The sequence below is a fragment of the Synechococcus sp. CS-1333 genome (assembly GCF_025128015.1).
Classification (GTDB): Bacteria; Cyanobacteriota; Cyanobacteriia; order PCC-6307; family Cyanobiaceae; genus MW101C3.
The window spans coordinates 358,398-381,896 of sequence record NZ_JAHLYO010000014.1; the positions used below are offsets into that span (position 1 = coordinate 358,398).

At 61.5% G+C, this 23,499-nt stretch carries 13 protein-coding genes; 9 read left to right on the plus strand and 4 right to left on the minus strand.

Annotated features, from left to right (window positions below; all coding sequences use genetic code 11):
* Window positions 1-586: 586 nt before the first annotated feature.
* Window positions 587-856 carry a zincin-like metallopeptidase domain-containing protein gene (locus KQ303_RS06280; protein ID WP_259729605.1) on the plus strand — a complete coding sequence of 90 codons (270 nt, stop codon included), beginning with the start codon at window positions 587-589 and terminating at the stop codon, window positions 854-856.
* Window positions 777-1,010, plus strand: a complete 234-nt coding sequence (locus KQ303_RS06285; RefSeq protein WP_259729700.1) for a hypothetical protein — start codon at window positions 777-779, stop codon at window positions 1,008-1,010. The genes KQ303_RS06280 and KQ303_RS06285 overlap by 80 nt, the downstream gene beginning before the upstream one ends.
* 25 nt (window positions 1,011-1,035) lie before the next feature.
* Here KQ303_RS06285 and KQ303_RS06290 read toward each other — a convergent pair whose 3' ends face one another.
* Window positions 1,036-3,231 (minus strand): UvrD-helicase domain-containing protein, encoded by a 2,196-nt coding sequence (locus KQ303_RS06290; RefSeq protein WP_259729606.1) that lies wholly within the window; start codon window positions 3,229-3,231, stop codon window positions 1,036-1,038.
* Window positions 3,228-9,782, minus strand: a complete 6,555-nt coding sequence (locus tag KQ303_RS06295; protein WP_259729607.1) for a DEAD/DEAH box helicase — start codon at window positions 9,780-9,782, stop codon at window positions 3,228-3,230. Before KQ303_RS06295 ends, KQ303_RS06290 begins: the two co-directional genes overlap by 4 nt.
* A gap of 187 nt (window positions 9,783-9,969) precedes the next feature.
* Between KQ303_RS06295 and KQ303_RS06300 the strand changes: the two genes are divergently transcribed.
* Together KQ303_RS06300 and KQ303_RS06305 are read left to right on the plus strand one after the other, a co-directional pair.
* The gene (locus KQ303_RS06300; RefSeq protein WP_259729608.1) at window positions 9,970-10,350 is read left to right on the plus strand and encodes an MbcA/ParS/Xre antitoxin family protein; all 381 of its coding nucleotides are present in this window, start codon (window positions 9,970-9,972) and stop codon (window positions 10,348-10,350) included.
* A complete protein-coding gene (locus KQ303_RS06305; RefSeq protein ID WP_259729609.1) occupies window positions 10,347-11,093 on the plus strand; it encodes an RES family NAD+ phosphorylase in 747 nt (248 codons plus the stop codon). Before KQ303_RS06300 ends, KQ303_RS06305 begins: the two co-directional genes overlap by 4 nt.
* 14 nt (window positions 11,094-11,107) lie before the next feature.
* Here KQ303_RS06305 and KQ303_RS06310 read toward each other — a convergent pair whose 3' ends face one another.
* Window positions 11,108-13,600, minus strand: coding sequence for an exonuclease domain-containing protein (locus tag KQ303_RS06310; RefSeq protein ID WP_259729610.1), 2,493 nt, complete (start codon window positions 13,598-13,600; stop codon window positions 11,108-11,110).
* A gap of 216 nt (window positions 13,601-13,816) precedes the next feature.
* On the opposite strand from KQ303_RS06310, the gene KQ303_RS06315 reads away from it, so the two are divergent.
* The 5 genes from KQ303_RS06315 to KQ303_RS06330 all read left to right on the plus strand — a co-directional run bounded on the left by KQ303_RS06315 (window position 13,817) and on the right by KQ303_RS06330 (window position 18,462).
* On the plus strand, window positions 13,817-15,289 hold the full coding sequence (locus KQ303_RS06315; protein WP_259729611.1) for a TerB family tellurite resistance protein: 1,473 nt from the start codon (window positions 13,817-13,819) through the stop codon (window positions 15,287-15,289).
* Window positions 15,286-16,161 (plus strand): hypothetical protein, encoded by an 876-nt coding sequence (locus KQ303_RS06320; RefSeq protein ID WP_259729612.1) that lies wholly within the window; start codon window positions 15,286-15,288, stop codon window positions 16,159-16,161. The genes KQ303_RS06315 and KQ303_RS06320 overlap by 4 nt, the downstream gene beginning before the upstream one ends.
* Window positions 16,162-16,362: 201 nt before the next feature.
* A complete protein-coding gene (locus tag KQ303_RS14750; protein WP_399233056.1) occupies window positions 16,363-17,145 on the plus strand; it encodes a TIGR04255 family protein in 783 nt (260 codons plus the stop codon).
* On the plus strand, window positions 17,039-17,743 hold the full coding sequence (locus tag KQ303_RS06325) for a hypothetical protein (RefSeq protein ID WP_259729613.1): 705 nt from the start codon (window positions 17,039-17,041) through the stop codon (window positions 17,741-17,743). Before KQ303_RS14750 ends, KQ303_RS06325 begins: the two co-directional genes overlap by 107 nt.
* A gap of 2 nt (window positions 17,744-17,745) precedes the next feature.
* Window positions 17,746-18,462 carry a hypothetical protein gene (locus KQ303_RS06330; RefSeq protein WP_259729614.1) on the plus strand — a complete coding sequence of 239 codons (717 nt, stop codon included), beginning with the start codon at window positions 17,746-17,748 and terminating at the stop codon, window positions 18,460-18,462.
* 133 nt (window positions 18,463-18,595) lie between these two features.
* Here KQ303_RS06330 and KQ303_RS06335 read toward each other — a convergent pair whose 3' ends face one another.
* The gene (locus tag KQ303_RS06335; protein WP_259729615.1) at window positions 18,596-23,497 is read right to left on the minus strand and encodes an Eco57I restriction-modification methylase domain-containing protein; all 4,902 of its coding nucleotides are present in this window, start codon (window positions 23,495-23,497) and stop codon (window positions 18,596-18,598) included.
* Between the last annotated feature and the right edge of the window lie 2 nt (window positions 23,498-23,499).

A 23,499-nucleotide genomic window follows, 5' to 3' on the forward strand; every position in this document is an offset into this window, starting at 1 on the left:
CAACACCGGAGTAGCAAAAGGGGGCGAGCAGGAGGGGACAGCAACTGTCTGCCCCTCGTCTCAGCAAGTGGGGTCACCTCGCTCCCAGCAGTAGAGCCCCTGTGGGGCCCCCCAAGCCCGATCTATGCCGGTACGCACAGAACCGCCAAAGCGATCGGACCCCTCAACGGCTCAATCCATCAGGCTGTATTCCCCTGTCCAAACCACCTCACACACCCATCATAAAAGATCTCTGCATCTCAACTGTGCTCATCCTTCCTATGACTTCCAACGAACAAAACGTCTGGACCACCATCGCCTCGTATTGCCATGAACTAGCACCGATCAGCGGCCCATTGCTCGATTGCATTGGCAAAACCGCTGCTGCAATCAATAGGGCTGGAGAACGATCTGACTTACCTGCGCCAACACTGAATCTGATCTGCGAACCACTGCTCTCCTATGAGGACGAAGAACTCAAGGATCAACTCCTCTAGGTCAACCCCGAACCAAAATCTCGGCCTTGGAAGCCCTGCAGCAGCGACCGGTGATCAGATTGACGTAGTGCCTACCTTTGGGGCAATCCCACTCGCTCCGTCAGGTACCGGTGCCGGTCAGCCTCGGGGGTGATCGGGCCTGCTATCTGCCCGCCATCAATCGGATCCAGCTGCCCGATCGCGCCAGCTTCCACTCACCGACGGCGTTCGGCGTCACCTGGGCCCATGAGAAGATCCACTCCACTGGCCATGAGTCCCGCCTGAAGCGGGATCTGAGCGGTGTCTTCGGGAAGCCGCGCTATGCCCGTGAGGAGCTGGTCGCTGAGCTGGTCGCTGAGCTGGGGGCTGTGCTGCTGGGTGATCGGCAGCGAGATCGATAGCCATGCCGCCTATCTCGGCCACTGGATCGAGCTGCTCAAGGAACCGCCCAGGGTGCTGTTCCAGATGCTCAGCGAGGCGAGTCAGGCGGCGGATCTGATCTGTCTGGAGGTGCCTGGGCAGCCTGAGCCAGAAGGCGAAGCAGATCTCGCCTGAATGCTGCTAGCTCTGCTCCCGTGGCTCAGCCTCCGGGCGTCAAAAAGGACGATGGCTTACCGCTGTAGGTCACGATCACCCTCTTCTTTGCTCGGGTCGCTGCGACATGGAGAAGCGACCGCTCCTGCTGTTCAAACAGCTCCCGCGAAACCTGATCCGGCCGTCGGTTCAGTTCAACGCGGTAGGGCATCTGTTCGACCGTGAGCTCGGGGATGAAGACCTGATCGAATTCCAACCCTTTGACGCGATGCATCGTGGCGACGCGCAGGGCCGGATCGCTGGGGTCATCGGCTTCATTGGCCTCAATCAGCCGAACGGAGAACCCAGCCTTTTCCAGGGCCTGGGCGACACGGTCTCGGCCTGACCTGGTCCGCAGGGTGACGCAGGTGGAGGCAAGGTTGCCATCGACCCCGCAGAGCTGGGTGAGGGCGTCCCGTAGAAAGCGCTGTTCATCAGCGGGGTCCTCGAACCCCCTGAGCACGGGCTTCTCGCCGTGGAGCAGCGAGCGGTAATCGCTGCTGGGGTCGTTGCCACCATCAAGGTCATCAAAGTCGATCCCCTCCAACACAGCAGTTGCCCAGGCGCGGGTCTCCTCGGTGGTGCGGTAGTTGATCCGCAGCTTGCGGGAGCGGCCGCGCACATCGATGCCGCAGCGTCCGAGCACGATCGGTCTGCCGTAGATGCGCTGATGGGGATCGCCCACGATGAAGAGGTCGTTGGCATGGGGCTCGCCTGCCAAGACCCGGATCAGTGAGAACGAGGCGACATCGAGGTCCTGGGCCTCATCAACCACCACCGCCACATAGCGCCCTGCATGGTCGGCATTGCGCAGCAGATCCGCTGCTGCGGTTTTGGCCTCTTCCGGTTCCCAGAGCCCGCGCTGCCGAAACTCAGCGCGCAGGGCATCAAACACCGGCCAGATCTGAGCACGCTGCTGTTTGCTCAAGCGGGTGCCGCGGCCAATCCTCCTTGCTACGAGGTAGTCGTCGCGGGAGCGGCAGCCATTGGCTAGCACCACGTCCTTCCATTCCTCCCGGTAGAAACGCTCCTCCAGACCTATGGCGGGGTCAGCCACATCCATGGCGAGACTCCAGCAGGCATCACGGGCTTCGTCGTTGAAGACCCGTACCTGAAGTCCCTGATTCTTGAGAAAGTTCATCACCCAACCATCAAGGTGGATGACCTCGATGCGCCGGAGCTCTTCCGGGCTGCAGATCTTGGCGAGGTTGCTGCGGATGTCGGTAGCGAGGTTGCGGGTGAACGTGGTGAACAGCACCTGGCCCGGGGCACCAGAGGCGAGTAAGCGATTGGCCAGCCAGCGGGCGCGATGCATGGCCACCACCGTCTTGCCCGTGCCGGCTCCACCGAGTACCCGCACAGGGCCGTTCCACTCGCGATTCACTAGTCGCCGCTGGCTGGGATGCAGGAACACCCGCCACTGCTCGAGCGGGGCCGAGAGCATGGCCTCCAGCTCGTCATCGTCGGTGATGACGAGAAACTCCGCCTGGCTCTCAGGTGTGGCCAATGCCGTGGCCACATCCTCGGGGTCGATGTGGGCGGGCCGCTGGCGCTCCAGCTCCTCGATCACGGCCTCGATTGGCTTTCCCTCGGCCAGCAGGATCAGGCCATCGACGCAATCCTGTGGCACCCATTCGATCAGCCGCGCCAGGGCCTCCTCGCTCTGGACAGCACGTACGGCCGGTAGAAGAGCTTCGGGAACGCCGAGCAGCATGAGCTGGTCATCGTCGCAATGAGCGAACAACGAAGCCAGCTCTGCGTTGGTCAGACTTTCCTTGCTGGAAATAGCACTCAGAGCTGCTGTGGTGGCTTCGGTGTAAGCCGCTGCGGTCGCACCCTCCACGGCGCTTTCGGCCGCCTCCACATCGACGATCTGCAGGGCACCGGAGACCCGGTTGACGTGGCAGGTCTTGCGCCGGGCCCAGTCGTAAGCATCGTCGTGCTTATCGATCCAGAGCAGAACGTAGGTGTCCCCCTGTTCGGGTGCCCGCAGGATGCAGCGGATGTCCTGATCGACCCGGATCGAGCGGATCATTGGGTCCTTGCCGCCCTCGATGCGCTCGTAGTTGAGGCCAGGGCTGCGGGGGTTGTCCCGAAACTTCGAGATGAACGCCGCCACCTTGCCGCGGGCCTTCTCCGGCAACTGGTTGAGGGCCTTAAGAAAGCCGGTGGAAAGGGCAACGGTGATGCGGGGTTCGCTCATCGGGGGAGAGGGGCGGGGCAGGTCTGGAGTCGTTCGAGCAATGCGCTGGCCGTCTCATCGGGTGGGTCCTCAGCCAGCCAGCATTGCCAGCCAGCGGCCTCAAAAGCGGGTTGGTCTCCTGACTCCAGCAGCAGGGCCAGGCGCTGTTGGGGCCAGGCCAGATCGGCCATCGGTCCAGCAACGTCTCCCCTCGCTCCCTCCAGCTCGTAGCCGAGATCCGGGAAGGTGATTTTCTCTTGCAGGAGCAGATCCCGCAGCTTCTCGAGAACAGGCCTTGATGCAGGTTCCGCCAGATCGAGAGCCTGATCCCATTGGCGCTGCAGCTCGGGGTTGCTGGCTACGGCACCTCCTCTGCCGTTCGCTCCTGTCAGTCCAGCCACCCACACGGTGGGGGGATCCACAGCGGCGGTTTGTTCCGCTCCGGACCAGCCGGGGGTGATGAGCAGCATGTGGGGCAGGAACTGGAAGAGGTTGCCTTGACGTAGCCACTCCTGCCAGGCGGTCTGCTGCTGCTGATCCGAGTCGGCGGGTTCGGGATCGAAGTGGATGGTGCGGAAGCTGGCAGCAGGGTGCCGGCTGCCATGGCGCGCTTGATCCAGCAGGTTCAGTGCACGCAGGCCAGGGGCAATGGCCAGGAACTGGCCCAGCCGACGACCGGGCTCATTGCCTTGCCACTCGGCCAAGTGCTCAGCCAGGGCAAGCTCAGCCACGGCATCCTGGATTAAAGGGGAGTCGAGCGGGGCCGCACTGCCCTGGGCCAGGCAGAACAGCTGCGCCAGCCCCTGCCACAGGCTCTCCGAAGGGTTGGCTAGATAGGCCATCAGCAGCTGCAAGCTGTTCGCTCCCTGCGCTTCGCGGGGCATCAGCAGTGGTGGCTGAGAAAGGTTCTGGAGCAGAGTCTCAGGCCACCAGCGATCGGTGAAGGTCTCGGGGCAGGTGGCAAAGGCCGGCACTACGCCAACCGCCAATCCATTGGGTTCGAGCGGAATCTGGGCGCTGGGAAGCTTCTCAACCACGTCGGTCCAGCTGAGCGACCACACCAGATAACGGCCGCTGCGCTGCAGGGCCATACGTTGGCGGGCGTCATCGGCGAGGCGGCCGCGGTGAAACTCCCAGCCATCGGTGTAGATGGCGATCGGCTTTCCGCCTGCGGTTGGGGTGAGCAGGAAGTCAGCTCGGGAGAACTCCGCTACGCCCTCGCCCTCACCCAGGGGCACTTGCTGCTCCACCTTCCAGGTGGTGGCCGACGGCCCGCTGCCGATCTTGAGGAGATAGCCGATGCGGCCATGGATCACGTCCTGCTTGAGCACAACCGGCAGGCCATCAGGGGCACCCTTACCTGTGCGAAGGGCCTCGAGGAACCTCAGCTCCAGTTCGCTTTCGGCCCGGCTGTTGATCGTGATCTCCGAAAGGCTGCAGTCGGTGGCCTTGAGGTCACCCCAGCGACGCAGGATCGCCTGCAGCTGCTCAAGGGCGCGGCGTTTGCTCGTGCGTTCGCGATCAAAGCGCTGGCGGTACATGAAGATGCAGCGGTAGCAGCCATCGCTGCAGGGGCAGGCCTGCAGAGCCGCGAGCGAGCCCTGGAACACCTCGCGCAGATCCTTGCCGCCCTGCTCCATCAACTGGCGTACGTAGCCCGTGCCGCCTGGGACGGAATCAAAGAGATAGAGGAAGGTTTTGCGTTGCTGGCTACCGGGCTGGGGTTCTTCCCCAAGTGCAGAGCGCAGGTGGTCCACCTTCCCGCCGAAGCGATGGCGTAGGCCCAGATGCAACGCACCCACGAAGGAGGGCTGGCCCTCCTCATCCCAGAAGCTGGCACCGGGCAAAAGGAAGCGCACCGCCTCGGAGCTGAACTCCCGGTACATGAACAGGAGATTGCGGAGTTGAGCGTTGTCGGGCTTCTCGCGGTAGGTACAAGCCCAGGTGTGGTTGGAGGCCTTGGCAGGACCGCGCTGCACCTTGCCGCAGCTGCGGCAGAGCTCGAAGCCCCTCACCCGTAGCCCCTTGCCGGCGATGTTGTGCGTTGCACCAATAGGGGTGAGCTCCCCGAAGTTGATCTCGCGGAAGGTGGTGCTGGCCAGGTATTCAGCGCCGAAGGGGAATTCCTCGTCGTCTACGACCAGGGAGATCTCGCGTCGGGCCAGATCGGGAAGGATTAGCAGTTCGCGGTGGAAGAAGAGCGGGTTGCGCTCATCGGTGTCGTCCCCAAAGCGGCTGCGGGCGTCTTCTGTGGTGGCCTGCACCTGGCGCAGGCGGGTCATCTCCTTGATCTGGCCATGGTCGGCGTAGCCGCTCTGGCCGCAGCGGGGGCATTCCTTGCGGTTGTAGTCGTCGTCGGTTTCGCGGCAGGCGAAGGAGCAGGAGGGGCAGAACCGCCAGCGCTCCGATTTGTTGAGGTTGGGATCGATCTGATCCACCTTCACCCGCCGTCCCTGGGCATAGAACTGGCCATCGGGCACCAGTTCACGGATGGCCACGTTGGCTGGCCGCTCGTAGCTGAGGGTTGGCAGCTCCTCAGTGCGACGGGCAACACCGCCGCGGGCGGGCAGGCGGCGCCAGAGCACCGACTTCAGGGTGACGCCGGCTTCCGGGAAGGCGTAGTTGGGTAGGAAGCCCTCGTCGGTGAGCATGGCCAGCAGGGGGCGGCCATCAAGATCCTTGCGCAGTTGGTTGTAGGCGATCTGCTCGCGCCGGATCGAGTCTTTGTCTTCCCGCTGCTGCGCCAGCAGGGAGGTATCCGGGATGGCGGCGAGCTTGTTGAAGCGCTCACGGAGTTTGGTGGCCTCGCTGCGCAGGCGCTTGCGCTCGGAGATCAGCTCCTCGAGCCGCCCGATCAGGCCCCTGGCGTAGGCCGCAGCGAAGGCACCGGACTCGTCAGCGTCGGGGGAGCTGAGGAAATAGGCCCTCAGTTCCTGACGGCTGGGCTTCTGCAGCTGTTCATCGAAGAACCCGAGGAAACGATCAAGCAGGGCCGTCTGTTCGGTGCTGCACCAGCGCAGCCATGAGTAGGGGAAGGCGTCGGGGATGGTGGATTCCCGGCCGGCCTGCTCGACTGCATCGAGGACGGGCTTGAGCTTGCGGGGCAGCGCCTCTGCGGTAATGCCGCTCTGCACCCAGCGATCGATCGTGTAGGCCAGCAACTGGCGCTTGAGTATGGCGGCGGCGTCGAGATAGCAGCCGGGGGGACTGACCTGCCCCTGCAGCATCTCGCGGGGATCGGTGAAGAAGTAAAGGTCGTGGGCGGTGCCGGTGACGATGGTGCCGACCACGGCATTGCCATCGCGGCGGCCGGCGCGGCCGATGCGCTGGAGATAGTTGGCAGGTTCCGGTGGCACAGAGGCCAGCAGCACAGTGGAGAGATCACCGATGTTGATGCCCATCTCCAGGGTGGAGGTGGCGGATAGCAGGTTGGGATCGCTGCGGTACTTGCCGCGGATGAACTGGGTTTCGAGCCGCTCACGATCCGGACGCGCCAGCAGGCCGGTGTGCTCGCGGGCCACGATGCGATGCACCTCACCGCGCTCATAGAGGCGGCGGTAAAGGGGCAGGCCAGCGCGGGGATCAAGGCGGTAGTGGCCCGGGCAGTGGCGAACCAGGCAGGACAAGCCATCCCAGACAGGGAGCTGTTCGGTGAGCACGCTCTGCCCATCGCCGCAGCACCCACAGCGCACCAGCTGGGGCTGGGCAGAGACCAGCAGCACCTGGCGCGGAATCGCCCAGATGCGTTCTCCGCGGCCTCCAACAAACTCCTGCAGCAGGCCGGCTTCGGTCAGTGCGGCCACAACGGCATTCAAGGCTTCCTTCTGTTGTTCGGCGTCGAGGAGTGCGCTGGCCTCCAACGTGCGCGTCAACCAGTGCTGGCTCCATGTGGGGTGACCCTTCTCGCGCACCAGCTGCTGGAAGCTGCCCTTGCCACGGTGGCTGGTGAGGAAGATCGGCCGGGTAGACGAGTGACCGAATTTGGGGGTGTGAAAGATCTGGTTGAACTTGAAGGTGTTCTCCGCTCCGCTACTGAGGTACTCAGACCCTTTGTCATCCAGGCCCACCAGCTCGGGAACGGCGATTGCGCCGCGTTGGCGCAGCTGATGCAGCAGACCCACCACCAGCTGTTGCAACTGCCCGATCCGGGCATGGCGCAGGGGATCCACCTCGTTCTGCAGGCGGGTGAGCAGAGGAGCCAGTAGGGCCTGGATGCGGGCTGGATCCACGCCAGCCGCGAGCGACCCTGCCTGCTCCACAGAGGAGCCGAGGCGGGAGCGGTAGCCGAATTCAGCGGCCACCTCCCAGCGCAGGCGTTCGCAGACGGTGCGCACCAGGAAGCTTTCGGCCCCCAGGACTGGTTTGTCCTGGTTTTGCAGCTCATCCCACTCCCTCAGCCATTCGAGATCTGCCGGCAAGAAGGTGGCGGCGAAGTCCACTGGGTTCGGCAGTTCAAGCTGCCAGTGGCTGATCAGCTGGTCCTGCAGCTGGTCGAGGGGCAGAGGCCCGGTTTCCTGCAGGGTGTGGGTGAGGGCGGTGCGGAAGGAGGTGCGGTAGGCGCGGGCGGCGATGAAGCCGGCGCGATGGGCGGCGTCCTGCACTGAATCAGAGAAGGCCAGCAGCTTCTTGTCGCCGTTGAAGGAGGAGGCAAAGAGTGAGGCGCTCCAGGTGCTGGTGAGGTTGGCGGCCGAGGTACCCACCAACAGCAGGCCCTTCTGGGCGTTGCAGTAGGGGCAGTCGCGGCTGATGCGGGGATGGTTGTTCTCATCGAGGTAGCCGCAATCGGGCATGTCCACCAGCAGCAGCTCCCGGCTCTGGCAGTTGGTGCAAACGTCCTTGAGGTCTTTGGGGGCGTGGAACGAGAGGCAGTCGGCACAGAGCACCTTGAGGCTGGCCGCTTCTGGTGAGGCGTCAGGCTGAGGGGCGCCAGGTTGGAAGGGCTGCTGGGGGAAGAGGTAACGAACCTCGCTCTGGCCGGAGAAGTAGGCCTTGTAGAACGCCCGCAGGTTCCCGGCACGGTCGAGGCGCTGGCTGCCTTGGTTCAGCAGGGTGGAGCTCCAGGCAGTGGCACCACAGTCCCGGCAGTGCACCACTGGCAGATGGGCGCCGCTTTCCTTGCCGGCCAGGTCGTCGGAATGGAGCAACTGGGGCTCAGCCTCCACCGAAGCCACCATGCGCTTGAGCTCCCGCAGCCACAGCTGCACCCGCAGGTTCAGCCAGGGCACCACCACGGGCGTGCCATCGAGCTTGTCGGTGGTGCGGCGGGCATGGGCCAGCAAAGCCAGCAGGCTTTCCAGCAGCAGCACCCTGTAGGGCAGGGGAAAGCGATCCCCAAGGCCGAGCTGTCGGGAGAACCGCACCAGCAGCTCCTCGATGGAACAGGTGGTGGCGGCCTGGCGCACCAGGTTGTGTACCGCAGGCAGGGTGCCAAGACGCAGCCCCAGTGCGAGGCGCCATCCCTCATCGGCTACGTCATCACCTGGGGGCGCCAGCAGGGTGTCGGCCAACCAGAGCTCCGCCTGCTTCTGGATGTAGGCGTCGGCGCTGCTGGCGTGTTCAGGATCCAAGGCCTCCATCGCCTCGAGTCCAGGCAGAGGTAGGGCGAAGAGGCCCTCCTCGCCAAAGGCCGTATGGATGGTGAAGAACTCCTCTGGGCTGAGCCGTTCCTCCTCAATCAACGAATCCGGTTCGAAGCAGCTGGCGAAGATCTGCCCGGCGTAGTCGCGCATCGCACCCCGCGATTCGGGGCCACCCAGGGTGGCGGAAGTACCGACGCACACCAGCTCGTCGCCCGGGCAATGGAGGCGATCACGCAGGCGGCGAATCAGGCAGGCCAGATCAGTGCCCTGGGCGCCGTCGAAGGTGTGGAACTCATCTACCACCAGGTAGCGAAGAACGCTGGTTCCATCCGACAGCTTGCCGTTGTGCTGCCACAGGCTCTGCACGTGCGGCTGTAGCAACAGGTAGTCGAGCTGCTTGTAGTTGGTGAGCAGGATGTCGGGCGGAGCCTTGTGCAGGGCGTCCTTGTCGGTGATCACGCTGGTGGCGCTCATCGCCGCGGTGGGGGCTTCGTCGGACGCGCCGATGTAGAGACCAGAGCGGAGCCCAGCCAGGGCGGGAATGGTGTGGATCAGATCAGCGATGCGACGCGCCTGGTCGGTGGCCAGGGCGTTCATCGGATAGATGAGGATCGCCTTGATGCCCCGCTGGCCCTGGGCGTGTTGCAGGCGGCAGTGCTCCAGCACGGGCAGCAGGAAGCACTCGGTTTTGCCTGAGCCCGTACCGGTGGCCACGAGCGTGTTGCGGGGCGTTCCGGGCAGCAGCCGATCGAAGGCTTTCTCCTGGTGGCGGTAGGGCGGGAAGGGCAGCGGTATCTGAGGGAACCAATCGCGGCCGGAGCCCTGGTGGAAGGGCAGCGCCACCGACACGTAGGGGCCTTTGAGGATGCGCTCCCGATCGGCAAGGAATCGATCGATCAGCCCCTTGAAGCCCGGCGTGGTGGGGTGAAAGGCAGTGCGGATCGCATCGCAGGCGACCTGCTCCAGCTCGCTGGCGACAACCGAGGGGAGCAAGTTGCTGGGCCGAGCTGCAGGAACAGGCTAAGGGAGATCGCTGGTCTGCCAAGCGGTTTGAACGATTCAGCCCAGGTCAGACGCCGGAGAAGCGCGGGCCTCCGGCCGCTACTGAGTGACTCAATCGAGGCAAGTAGTTCCAGTTTGCCGCGACTGAGGCATACTGGGACGACGAAGGAGAAGGCAAGTGGCCGTTCAGACCAAGCCCAGCGAAACCACCAGCAGCGTCAACGAGAACGTCCTGCTGCGCAAGGCGTTGCAGCGAGCCGGCGAGGAGCTGGGCCTGACGGCCCAGGAAACAGCGCAGGCGATCGGCAAGAGCCGCACGTTCTTCGAGCAAAACCGGGCTCAGGGTCGCATCGATCCCCACACCCGACAGATGATTGCCCTGGTGCTGCGTCTGCATCGCAGCCTGTCCGCCCTGGTGGGCGACGACACGACCTTGATGAGGCATTGGCTGGATACAGCCAACCGCCACACCAGAGGGATCCCCCGGCAGCAACTACAGAATCCGGTGCAGTTGGTGGAAATGGTGCAGTATCTCGACGCGATGCGCGGTCGGCCGTGAGCCCGGCGCCACAGGTTGATCTAACGACCAGCGCTCGACTGGATGGTGTGGTGATGCGGCTGGTGGAACAGCAGGGTGCTCAGGCCACGCGGCGCATAACCGACAGCCTGGATGAGCAGGCCCGGTTGGAGGAATTTCTTGAGTCCAGCAAACCGGAGCTGCCGGATGCGGAAGAATGTCCCGTGCGGCATCGGCTGCTGCTTACTCCGTTCCGCTATCCGAAACCCTACGGGTCGCGCTTTTCCAGGCCCAGGGAACGGGGCCTGTTCTATGGCTCACGATCACGCTTGGGTTGCCTCCTGGAGGGGGCCTACTACGAGCTGGTATTTCAAGGCGGTCCTGAACGGCCATTTCCGCGAAGCGCGGCGATGCGCAAAACCTTGTTCCACGTGGACGTGAGCACGGAGCTTGGACTGCAGCTGCAACACCAACGCTCAAAAGCACTGCAGCGTTGCTTGCGTGATCCCGTAGATACCCGGTTTGCCCAGGCCACGGGCCAGCGGATGCGTGAGGCCGGAGTTGAGGCCTTTGAATACCACTCGGCCCGCAGCGATGACGAGGTGGTGCAATTTGGCGCGATCAGCTGTTGCGTGTTTCAGAGCACACCCTTTGATCAGGTGGATGTGCAGGTGGAGAGCAGTGCAGTGGAAGTGGCCTTCCGATGTCTGGACGACAACAGCGTGTGGCACTTCCAGCGGGGGCAGTTTGAGGTGAATGGCATCATGCCGGAGCCTTCGGCCTGAATCCCTGGCCGTGGTCAGGCAGGGTGGAGCAGCTTCACCACCCAGTTCTGCGGCTCATGGCGGGCCAATAGATCGAGCCCTTCCTGAAGGGGCAGATCCAGTTCACGGTTGAGAATGTCGCTCACCAGCTGATGGACAAGCTCAAGGGCCACGCGGCGTTGGAGATCAAGCGGGCGCCAGAAGGTGCGTTTCTTCCCATCACCACTGCCGTTCTCGAAGGCCTTGAGGGCCTCGCTGGCCTGGCGCGATCGAATCGCTGGCGCTGAGGTATCACGCATCAGGATGAACTGCACCTGGCGGTGTTGCAGCACCAATTGGTTGAGATTGCGCAGTCGGGCATTGACTGACGTGCCATTGGCCACATGCAAAAAGGCAATGCAGCGCGACGGGCCGGTTCCCTCGATCAGCAGGTTGTCGGGAACCCGCTTGTTTCCCAGTCGCAGTGCGCCCACCCGAAGGGGCCGCATCTGCTGATAGCCCAGGCAGATCTGTCTGAGCTTGCCGGCATCGTCGGACTCGTCAATGATCTGAGGGTGCTCCCAGCGCTGGCGGAGGGTCTGGAGGGACGCCTGGTGGTAGCGGAGGAAAAGCGACTCGTAGGTGAAGTCGGTGTCATCGATCGAGGGTGCGGTTGAGCCCGTTACGGGTACCAGCCGCACCTCGGCATCCATCACGTCCTCGGGCTCCATCCGCTGGGGTACGAGCTGGGGGGCAAGGGCATCAGAAGTTGCAACGTCCTGGGATGCCTGTTGTCCCTCCAGGGCATCCAGCCGATGCAGGATCAGGGTCAACTGTTGCTCCAGGCCCAGTAAACGCTGATTCAGGGCGAATCCATGCTGCTCACGGGTGGGCACAGCCGACGCAGGTGCCAAGGGGGGCAGCGGAATGCCGCGAACGCGGTGTTCAAACAGGGCACCGGCGCGGTTGAGGCAGCTCCGAATCGACGGTTGCCGCACGAGTGACGTGAGCTCGTCGATGGAGAAAAGCTCCAAGGAGCTGGCCTCCAGCGGCTCGAGCCGCAGATCCAAGATGGCCTCAAATTGATCGGGCCGGGGCTGTTCCAGCTGGATCACATGCTGGGCGACCCTGCCGGTGATGCTGCCGTCGAAATCGGCCTGGAACTGCTGCCAGCGATCCGGGAAGAGTGTGACCAGCACCAGGGCATGGGGCACATGCGTGAACAGCTCCTTGATCACCTCCCCGAACCGCAGCAGCACGGGGCGGTTGCCCTCCAGCCACAGCCCCTCCAGTTGGTCGAACACCAAGATCAAGGGCTGGTCGAGGCAACAGAGCAGTCCGATCACCCTCAGGGCCTGGAGCGAAAATTCCTCCCGCAGCTGCTCGTCATTCCAGGGGCTGAGGCCCTCCAGCTCTCGGTCTACCGGCTCATGCTCGCCGGTGGCCAGCCAGCGACGGCAGCTCTCGCGGCGCCGAGGTTCGCTGTAGCGGCAAAAGCGCAGCAGACCCTGGAGGATCTGCCGCCCGAAGCCCGAGGCGGAATGGTGATCAGCCCACCAGCGCAACAGGCAGGCCTCGATGCGCTCCCAACGCTGGCGGCGGGCATCGCTGCCCTCCTGCCCCAGGCGTCCGAGGTCTTCGGCCTCGAGGGCGCTGAGGATCTCGCGATCCCGTTCGGTGGTGGCGCCGCCTGCAGCGACAATCCTGCGGATCGAGCGGATCAGCAGAAGGTCCAGCTGGCTGTGGGGTCCTTCCCCCACCCGTTCCACCAGCGATTCCAGGGTGCGGGAATAAACGTGGAAGAGAACGCTGGCCGCCTGGGTTGGCTGGCGGATGAAGAGGAGGCGGTTGCTGGAGAGCACCTCCTCGGCCAACCGCATCACCAGGTGGGTCTTGCCCGCACCTGGTTCACCGATCAGCACGGCCCCTTGGGATTGGTGGTTGGCATCGGCGCCCACACTGCGCAGCACGGCGGAGAGTCGAGCGAAGGCAGTGCTGTTGACTTGCCGCTCATCGGCGAAGTGCTGGAAGGGGGTGTCGACCCTCGAGCTGCTGAAGGGGTTAGCCGCCTGCGCCAGGCGGCGACATAGTTGATCGCGCTGCAGGTGGCGGAACAGCCGCTGGGTGAAGCGCGCGTCGTAGGCGGCCTGGTGAGCCGCGTCAGGACTGAAGGGTTCGCTGCCGACGCCCAGCTGATCGCAGAGGGATCCGAGGGAATAGGACTCCAGGCGCGGGTGCAGTTGCTGGGCCATCGCCACCGTGCACAACCAGTCGAGCACCGGCGGGGTAAGGCCGCAGGCCTCGAAGCTGGCGCTCAGAACGGTGCGGTCGTGTCCGGCGTTATGGGCCACCAGCTGGCGGCCGCGCAAGAGCAAGCGGAGCTCGCGAAGCAGATCGGGCAGAGGCCGCACCAGATCATTGCTGTGGTAGCAGTCGCCCTGATCAGGGGTGAAGGCCTCGAGCAGCAGCTCCCCGCGGGCATCGACCACGGCCACCTCACGCAGGATGGGCGACCCTTCGGTGTCGATGACCAGGAAGTCAGCACCCATGCTGGCCTACACGTACCCGATGAAGTCTCCCCTGAAAACCTGTCAGAGGAACCAGGCGAGGGGGGATCTGACGCCGTGAAAGCACTCCTTCACGGCCGCGGCCCGCCGGGGGAAGCGGGATCAACCTTGGCCGTGCGCCATTGGGCCAAGGGTCTAAGCGAAATCGACCGATTGGACTGGATTGCGACTATAAGAACCTCGACTTGCCCAATCCCCTTGGTCGACTCCAACCCAGCTGCCGAGGGCGGTGGTGGCTATGACGCCGAGGCAATCAAGGCCGGCATCCTGCAGGAGATCGCGGATCTGAAGGAAACCGTCCAGGCCTTCGGGGTCCAGGCGATCAAGGACGGCAGCTGGTTCAACAAGTTCCTCAAGAGCTGCCTGAGCAGCTACGAGCGCAAGGTGATGGAGCTGGGCGGGGCCGCCTACCTGCGGGGCAAGTATCCGGGCCTGCCCACCGATGCGGTTGCCGGCAAGCTCTGCGAGCTGGCCGAGAAGTACGCCGCTGTTGCCGGCGGGCTTTCGGGGGCCACGGCCAGTGCTGCGGTGCTCACAGCAGGTGTGGGCTTGCCGGCTGCGATCACGGCAGTGATGGCGGAGGTGTTCTTCACCGTGCGCCTGCAACTGCGGTTGGCGTTCGATCTGCACCTCGTCTACGACATCCCCCTTGCTGCCGATGACCCGGAGGAGCTCACCCGGCTGTTTGCGGTGGTCTATGGGGTGAAGGCGGCGGAGGTGGGCGGGCTGGGCCTCAAGGCCTTGGGGCCGGAGGTGGCCAGGGCTCAGCTGTTCCGCCTGATCCATGGCAACACCCCGCTGATACAGGCCGCGGCGAGCTCGGTGCTCGGCCCCAGGATCGCCAAGCAGGTGACCCAGAAGGCAATCCTCAAGACGGCCGTGCCGATCGTTGGGGTGGGGATCTCCGCGGGTTGGAACTACGCCACCACACGGGTGATGGGAGCGCGGGTGAGCCATGGTGTGCGGGTTTCGGCGGCATTGCGGGAGGAAACCCGGCGGCTGCAGGGGCACATCGGCCGCAACGAACAGGCGGAGGTGGCGGTGCTCGAAGGCCTGATGGCCTTAGCTCTGGCCGACAGGAACTTCGACGACAAGGAACGGGAGGTGTATCTCACCTTCCTCAAGCAGTTGGCCTTGCCGGAGGAAGAGCTGCAGCGGCTGGCCGAGAAGGTGAACGCCGATCTCGATGGGGCCTGCGCGGCGTTGCGTTCGATCCAGGAGCCCGCCAACCGAGAATCGGTTGCCCTGGTGTTTTGCCTGATTGTGGCGGCCGATGGCGAGCTACAGAACGCTGAGCAGGAGGTGCTGGCTCGGCTGCTGGAGGCCCTCGGCCAGGATCATCTGCTCGAAGAGTTGCCCGCATTGGCCAAGCGGTTCCGCCGGGAGGATGGCGCGTTCGATCAGGCGCTATTCGCCGCTGGGGATGTGGCCAGTCGGGCCGGGGCGAAGGTGGGCGAGGCCTTGGGCTGGGCGGGCAAGCTGTTCAGCAAAGACAAGCAAGTGGAGACAGGCGCCGCTTCCGTGGACTTCGAGGCGACGGTGGTGGAGAAAACTAATGAAGTGATCCTGGCCGGAATGGAACGTCTTACCCAGCGGTTTGCGGCTGGGGAGCTCAGCCAGGAGGAGTACAAGGCTCAGTTCGCGGTGCTAATGGAGCAGCTGAAAAGATGAAATACGAACCGATCATCAAGCTCTCGCTCAAGAGTCACCCCGAGCTCACCGAGCGATGGGTGCAGGACCGGATTGCTGAAAACCCTCAGATCCTTGGGTTGGGGGATGTTGTGCTCAAGGACAAGGAGCGCATCCAGCCCAGGGCCGGCCGATTGGATCTGCTGCTCCAGGACGCAGAGGCAAGCCACCGCTACGAGGTGGAGGTACAGCTCGGCAAGACGGATGAATCCCACATCATCCGCACGATCGAATACTGGGACATTGAGCGCAAGCGCTATCCCCAGTACGAGCACACGGCGGTGATCGTGGCGGAGGAGATCACGGCCAGATTCCTCAATGTGATTTCCCTATTCAACGGCACCATCCCCTTGATCGCGATCCAGATGAGTGCGGTGCAGCTCGCAGGCACAGTTTCACTGCTCTTCACCACCGTGCTGGATGAGGCTCGCTTCGGATTGGTGGATGAGGACGAGGAGGTGCAGGAGGTGACCGATCGCTCCTATTGGGAGGCGCGGGGTTCGAAGGCCACCGTGGCCATGGCCGATGAGGTGCTGAAGCTGGTGGCGGAGTTCGCTCCTGGTCTTGAGCTTAAATACAACAAGTTCTACATCGGTCTGGCCACCAATGGGCAGCCCAACAATTTCGTGCAGTTCAGGCCGCAGAAGAATGCCTTGAGGGTGGAGGTGCGCCTTCCACAATCCCAGGAGACGGAAGCCACCATTGAGGCCTCCGGGTTGGATGTCATGGACTACGACAAGCGCTGGGGGCGCTATCGGCTACGGCTTGGCAAGGGAGAGGTAGCCAAGTTCTCCGATGTATTAAACGCGCTGGCGAAGCAGGCTTTTTTGGGGGCTAGCAAGGGCAGTGATTGATATGCCACGAAGCACAGCAAAATCGGTTTCATGCTTGGCCTCAAGACAACCATTATCCCCAAGCAAGGGTCATTGTTATTTTATGAAGTTGCCAATTTATGAATACCAGAGCTCTTGGCTTAATCACACTAAATATGATTTGCACTTTTCGAGAAGCCGATGTATACTACCCGTCATCCAGCAGCGAGCACTCACTTAAGCATGAGATTTCCCGATTCTCAACGAGTGACTTACAGCGCCAACCCGTTGGTGGAGGTCATTTGTCAGCTGAAGTTCCCGAAAATACTAAGGATAGAGTACGAAGCCCCATATAAGCTTCAAGACGCAATTCGAGATGAGTATCCAAATATTAATTGCATACAGGGCAATTCAGTAACCATAGCATCTGCGGATTTATCGATTGTCCAATCAGAGGCTGATCAAAGATTTGTTTCTTATGAGTTCATTCATGAGTCAGCAGAGTGGAAGCTGACGCTCGCCAGTGACTCGATCGCTCTTTCAACTCTAAATTATACTAGATGGGAGGATTTTAGAGAACGCCTTTTCAAGGCGCTCGAAGTATTCAATAGCATTTATTCTCCAGCATCGTTCTCAAGGGTTGGGCTTCGGTATCAAAATCTGATTGTCCGTTCTGAGTTAGGGCTTGGGGATACCACTTGGAATCAGTTGCTCAAGTCGTCAGTTCTAGGCTGCTTGGTGTCCACAGATTTATCAGAGTCCGATTTATCAGATGCGTTCCTAACGTTTGGTTGCAGCCTGAATGTTGAGGGTGCTATACTCCGTGTCAGAGCAGGCTTAGCCAAGAAGGATGGCTCGGATGAGGTCTGCTATTTGATTGACTCGGATTGCTACACAGAATCAACCCTCGAATTCGCAAATGTCCGTCAAGTTCTTGACCAGTTCAATAAGCAACTCCGAAATTTCTTCAATTGGGCCATCACGTCAACGCTACGAGACTCCTTGCGACCAAGCTCAGTCGAATAGTGTAATATTTATTTCTTCGCATTATTTAAAAGACGCTCACCAGGCTTCGTCAATAGATGATGTCGTTCTGGTAGATTTCTCCGTCACCCTTAAGAATGCCGACATTCGAAGATACTATTTTACCCGTTCAGTATCTTCTTTTCTTGGCCATCCAGTCCCATGGCCGCGCTTTAGTGATCAGCTAAGCCCTAGCTTGCCAGATTCAGTATATCAAGCTTTTTGTTCTTTGACAAACTCTTTTATTCAAGACGAAAGACATCTTTATATTGAAGCGGGGGCTATCGTTGATTGGCTTATGGATGCTTCCGACATAATTCATGATAAGGCTGCACATTATTTAACTAAAATGCCCGATCTGAGCAAGCATATCTTCCTGGCTTCACTTACTAACGCAGAATTTTCTACGGATTGTAGATATCTGATTGACTTCGTGGCCGATATGATCAAAAGCGATAATAGGCGTCTTGCTCAGTCTGCTACTGCTTTTCTTATGCTTTGCTGTAGTGGCGAGGGGGTCCAAAGAGTGAATATGGCTCTAGATAATGAAAGTTTACCACATAGAGACTTGGTGGTCGGTATAGTTGACATGGTTTGCTGAGTATGCTTGGCTGGCTTTCGACTAAAGCAAAGAGTATCATTCGAAATAATCACATAAATGGCTTTGTCCGCCTTTGCAATAATCAAGTTGAGTTCTTGAGTATCCTTAATGAGGTGCGCTCATGTAGGGGAGGGCCATGGAGTGACGACCTGATTAAGCGAGTAGAAGAATACATATTATGTGGAGCCAATAGTGGCATATCTGTGTACAGGCTAAAGGTATTGAGCTCTTTAGATATTGGCCATGCCCTAGGAGTTATTGCAGTTGGGATTTCTCGTGATGACTTTAGATCTACAAAAGGCAAGAAAAGAAAGGTGCACTGCACGACGGGAACGATTATCTTGCCAGTCAAAGCGCTAGACAAAACTGTCAAGTATACTTACTCTCCAAGTTGTAATCTTAATTTTCATCCTGCAAATAGATTTCACTATGATCTTGCCATTGAAAGTTTGCGCGATTTCTCGATTTTAATTTTAGATGCACTTAGTACCGGAAATGCTTCCTGGGCCATCCTGGGAAATGATAAGAATTGGAAGTGGAGCTATTGCACCCAAGCTCGGGTTGCTTATTCGCATTGCATTTTGCGATATGGATCACTCAACTGTGAGATGCCTCCGAAAAGCTGGAAGGATGGCAAGGAAATTCCAGCAAAGGAGCAAATTGATACGCTAGCGCATCTTGCTCAAATGCATTTACTTGAAAGACAAGACGCTTCCTAGCAAGAGACACCATTCATCCTAGGGGCACCTCAAAAAATCGGCCTTGCCTCGACCATTGGCCAAGGCTGACGCCGGCTAGGACATGAGTCTCAATTGGTACTTCCAGGGTAAACCGGTATTGTTCGAGGTGCCCCTAGGTTGATTCACTGGTTAACCTCTCCCAAACCCCCCGATAATCCTCCACCCGATCACACCTATCAAACGGCGCCTGATAAGTGATCGTGCGCTCCACCGGCCCCCCAGGCAGGGTGTCATCGAGGATGGTGCGGGAGACGGTGCCGGAGGTCATCCCCTGGATGTCTTCCCAGCCGGTGGTCTTTTTGGGGCCGCGGCCGGAGCCCTTGCGGGGGAAGCCGACGCCGGAGAGGCCCTTGCTGGAGGTGAAAACGATGCGGCCGTTCTGGTCGTACCAGGTATCGCGTTCGTATTGCTGCATCACCGGGAACTGCACGCGGTAGATGGTGATTAGCTCCTCCAGAGTGAGGCCGAGGGCCTGGGCCACCAGCACATCGATCTCCACCAGGGCATTGCGGCGGGCGTAATCGGTGCGCAGGGCGCAATCCCTCTGCCAGGTGGGCGTGAGGTTGGTGAAGAAGCTGTTGGGCAGGCGGGGATCGTCTTTTGGCCAGCGTTGCTGGAGGAAGGTTTCATCCCAGCACTCGGCCCAGAGATCGGCGTAGAGGGTGGTGAGGCAGGTAAGAGCCAGTGTTCGAATGCAAAGAGGCTCTGTAGTCTCTAGGGCAGGGAAAGCTTCCCAGGTGTAGTGGAGATTGCTCCTTCCAGTTGACTTGATAAAGAAGTCCGCAAGCAAGCTCGAGCCGAATGCAGCTTGAGAAAGAAGTCGCGCACTATCTTTGAAGATGGTAGTCTGAACTCCGTGAATATGGCCAACTCTCTTTGGACAGATTGCGTTAATGTAGGTTCTTTCGCCGGCAGCCCCTATCATGCCTCTCGCTGCAATCCGATAAAACTCTGTTACCAGCTTCTTTTCTCCCCAGGGCACCCGAGGTGTGCGAGAGCGGTACTCAGAGGGTGATAAATCCGGGCGGTAGTTCGTGCGAGGGAAATAGTCGTCCGGCAGGCTGGTGAGATCGAGACAGTCGTAGTGGCCCTTCTCTGTGCAGATGGCACGGGGCGTTTTATAAAGGGGAGAGCCCACGTAGAAGTGGGGGCCTGAGAGCAACAGCTCACTGGCATCCGCTGGAAAGCTGGTGTTACGACGAATTGTGCCGTCTTTCTGGGCGTTCGTTTCGTGCCACATTTCCAGGGCGATGTAATCACCTTGCAGATCACCCAGTCGTTGAGGCGCCGCTGCAAACTTCTCCAGTACGCTCTGCAGTTGCTGGGAATGCAGCGCCGGCAGGCGCGCCTGGCGAGCGGGCGTACCCGTTTCGTCGTAGAGCTGGGCGTAGAGAGCCAGGCTCTGCTCACACACTGGAATCAGGCGCTGGCGGTGACCAGCCATGTTCCATTGGTTGTCGATGGTTTTGATGCCACCCACTGCGCCATGGCCGTCGTGGGCAAAACAGGCATCCACGGTTTTGCTGTGAAACAGATTCGCCAGATGGATGAAGCTGGGTTTTCGCGTTGGTCCGTAGATGTTGAGGCTGTACTTCACGCGATGTCCGATCGGGAACAGCATCAGCTGGTTCTGGAACTGAAAATGATTGCGCAGCCGCTCATAGAGGACATGACGCAGTGCCCCACCCTTCGGATCGTCATACACCCCCTCCGGATGCAGGAAACCACTTACGCCCTGCTCTGACGCCATCCGCCAAGCCTGGGGCAGGAAGCATTTGAACAGGTTGGTCTGGCTGCCCTTGAGCAGGGGATAGTTCGCCACCGCATTCAGGAAGGCCTGGCTGCCCGCCTGCCCCACGTACTCCTCCAAGTAGGCCGCCTTCAGAGCAGGGTGCGCTGCGAAGGCCTCGCTGCGCACCTTGGACAGATCACTGGCGCTGAGCTTGCGCACCAGCACCATCGGATCCACATCGCCGATGATCCCCTTCTCTTCCCACTCCACCTTCAGCCAGGGCGGGTTGCCCACGATCAGATCGAAGCCACCGCCCTGGAGCACATCGGCGAACTCCAGATCCCAGTGCAGGAACCTCTGTCGCTCGGCGGTGGCTTCTATCAGCTTCAGGCGCGGGAACTCCGCTACCAGCTTTGTCTTGTTCACATAGCCATGACGATCCGAGAAATCCACTGCCAATTGCTTGGGCTTCGTATCGGGCAGCAGTTGCAGCTGCCCTTCATCGGCCTCCAGGCTGGATTCCAGATCCCCCAGCACCATGCTCAGCTCCAGCAGCCACTCCTCGCGGCTGGGGAGTAGCAGCGTCTGTTCCAGCGGCCAGAACCACAGGGCGCACCAGTAGTCCATCGCCAGCTTCAGCCGCAGCCGCGCGTTGGCATTGGCCACCCCCTCGCCGGCCACCTCCTGGGCCTGAATGAGGTCCTTCAGGCTCAGGGACTTGGCCACACCCTTGGCTCCATCACCCGGTTCCTCCCACACCGGCAGCGGATCGGTGGTGCGCTCCCGCACCTGGGCCAGCTCCGGGATCCACTGCTGCCACAGCCCGTCCACCAGGCGGCTGAGCCGCTGCAGGGTGCGGATCTGCTGCTCGCTGAAGGGGGCCTTGATGGCCGCGGCCTGCCAGCGCTTGCAGCGCTCGATCGCCTCGGGCACCAGGCCCTTGATCACCTTGTCGCCGTAGGCAGCCATGCCCGGATCGGGCAGCAGGAAGTGGAAGATGGCGTCCTCCGGCAAGGGCACGCCCCAGGCAAGCTCCTCGGGGGGCTCCTCATGCCAGAGCTTGTTGGGCTTGGCCTTTCGGCCCGTGTCGGCGGGCAGCTGGTTCACCCGATAGATCTGCCGGCGGGCGCCGATCAGGGAGTTGCCCACCTGCAGCTGCTGGCCGAACCAGGGCACGAAGGCGCGGCCATTCTCCGGTTGGTAGATGCTGTTGAGCCACAGGCTCACCTCCGCCAGCTCCACCGCCACCGGGTTGAGGTCGATGCCGAACACATTGCGGTCGGCCAGGCGCATCTTCACCTTCTGCAGCTCGGTGTTGTAGCGCTCATGGCTGATCGTGCGGCCCGTTTCCTGCTGGCGCAGCTCCAGATAGGCCTGGGCCAGCTGGTTCACCACCTCGTTCAGGAACGCCGCCGAGCCCATGGCCGGCTCGCACACCTTCAGCTCCAGGATCTCGGCCGAGGTTTTGCCCGGCAACAGCTCCTTGAGGGCGTACTTCACCAGGCACTGGGTGAGCGATTCAGGGGTGTAGTAGCTGGCGCTCTTCTCGCGGTCACGGCCAGCCAGGCGGTAGATGAAGGAGCCCTTGGGGTAGCACTTGGCACTGCCGGTCTTCGGGTCCACCACGATTTCATTGGCCCTGTAGGCCGTGAGCCGCTCGGCGGTCACGAAGTGGCCCACATCGAGTTCGTCGTGCTCCTGGCCGCTGGCTTTGGGGGTGCTGCCATCGTCGCCGGTCTCGTCGCCCGACTCCTCCTCAGGGTCCTCGTCGTTGCTGCTGGTGGTCTTTTTCTTCGGGGCTGGCTGCACCTCGTAGAGGTCTTCTTCGGCGAAGAAGCCACGGAAGCTCAGCAGCGCCTCATACACCGCCCCCAGCTGGTTGATGCCGAGCTGCGAATAGCTCACGCGGCCGCGGCGTTTTCCCTTGCCCTCCTTGGTGAGCGACATCAGCTCGATCACCTCCCGCAGCACCACGTTGCGGAAGCGCACGCGGCTCAAGGTGGGCACGCGCGCTGGGTCGAACAGATGGGCCTTCAGCGGTGTCAGCCGGAAGCTGTCGTGGAAGGGATCCTCCGCGTCGGCCAGGGGCAACTGGGCTGTTTCGTCTTCGCGCTTGGGGTAGCCCTCCCAGATCATCTGGAACAGCCGATCCAGCGAATCGCTGATGTAGGTGCTCTCCTTGTCCTCCTCACTGCCCAGCTCGGCTGAGTCCATGTCCCGCAGGCTCTCGAGGCTGTAGCCGAGGCGATACACGTCGCTGCCCATCGGCGCATAGCCCAGATCCGGCCGGCTTTCGATGTAGAAGAGAAACAGCAGCCGGTACATGTACCGGAGGCACTCAAAGGTGAGGGCCTTGGCGTCGGTTTCGCCCTTGTAGACCCCCTCGCGCGCCTTGGTTTTGAGCCACGTGATGGCCTCATTGCCCAGCAGTTCAATCGAGCGGCGCAGGGCGTACTTCAGATCGGTGGAAACTTCGTAGGCGTGCTTGTGGCTGTTCTCGTCCAGCTCATCGAGTAGCGGCGTGCCGCCCCCGCTCGGGCAGGTGTGTTCGCGGTGCAGCAGGGTGGCCGCGGCCAGCAGGGCATCGGGGTTGTTGTCCCCCAGGAGCGTGTCGAGCTCGAAGCGCAGCAGCCGTGACGCCGCCCACTTCTGCCGGTCGATCAGCAGCAGCTGGTCGCGGCTCACCGCCAGCACCCAACGCGGTGGCACGTCCTGGCCGAACACCCGCTCGCTGATGAGCACTTCCCAGCTTTCGTTGCCCTGACCGTCGCCATCGGTCAGCACCGTTCCCAGCGACGGATCATCGATCTGGCAGCCCCAGCGGCTGACGATCGTGAGTTCCAATGGATCGGCAGGCTCATCGTTGGGGTTGAAGCACTCCACCGCCCACAGCCAGGGTTCGCCCTTGGCATTGGTCACCTCTGCGAGCAACGGCACCTGGTAGGCCTCATCGCCAACCAGCACCGGCTCAGCCTTGGGGACATAGGGATAGCCGAGGGCCTCCAGCAGCGGCTGGAAGAACAGCTCTCTCTGCAGCCGCAGCCGCTCGGCTGGGTCGTTGCTGATGCCAAGTTCGGCCTCCCTCAGCCTCTGCCAGGGCCTGCGCAGGGCCTTGAAGCGTTGCTCGGGGGTGCTGATCTCCGCCGTGGGATCGGCCTCCAGTTGCTCCCTCGCGGCTTCGAGCCAGCGCTCACGAACCTTCTTGATGTCGCCCGTGAGCACGCTCTCCAGGTAGTGAGCGGAATAGAACTCGTTGGCGTTGCTGATGCCGGGAAGGGCCATGG

What these genes read in the sequence shown, in the direction of transcription:
- KQ303_RS06325 (WP_259729613.1), top strand. Translation starts at nt 17,039, where the DNA reads ATGTCCGTCAAGTTCTTGACCAGTTCAATAAGCAACTCCGAAATTTCT.
- KQ303_RS06335 (WP_259729615.1), bottom strand. Translation starts at nt 23,497, where the DNA reads ATGGCCCTTCCCGGCATCAGCAACGCCAACGAGTTCTATTCCGCTCAC.
- KQ303_RS06290 (WP_259729606.1), bottom strand. Translation starts at nt 3,231, where the DNA reads ATGAGCGAACCCCGCATCACCGTTGCCCTTTCCACCGGCTTTCTTAAG.
- KQ303_RS06320 (WP_259729612.1), top strand. Translation starts at nt 15,286, where the DNA reads ATGAAATACGAACCGATCATCAAGCTCTCGCTCAAGAGTCACCCCGAG.
- KQ303_RS06310 (WP_259729610.1), bottom strand. Translation starts at nt 13,600, where the DNA reads ATGGGTGCTGACTTCCTGGTCATCGACACCGAAGGGTCGCCCATCCTG.
- KQ303_RS06330 (WP_259729614.1), top strand. Translation starts at nt 17,746, where the DNA reads ATGCTTGGCTGGCTTTCGACTAAAGCAAAGAGTATCATTCGAAATAAT.
- KQ303_RS14750 (WP_399233056.1), top strand. Translation starts at nt 16,363, where the DNA reads ATGAGATTTCCCGATTCTCAACGAGTGACTTACAGCGCCAACCCGTTG.
- KQ303_RS06285 (WP_259729700.1), top strand. Translation starts at nt 777, where the DNA reads ATGCCCGTGAGGAGCTGGTCGCTGAGCTGGTCGCTGAGCTGGGGGCTG.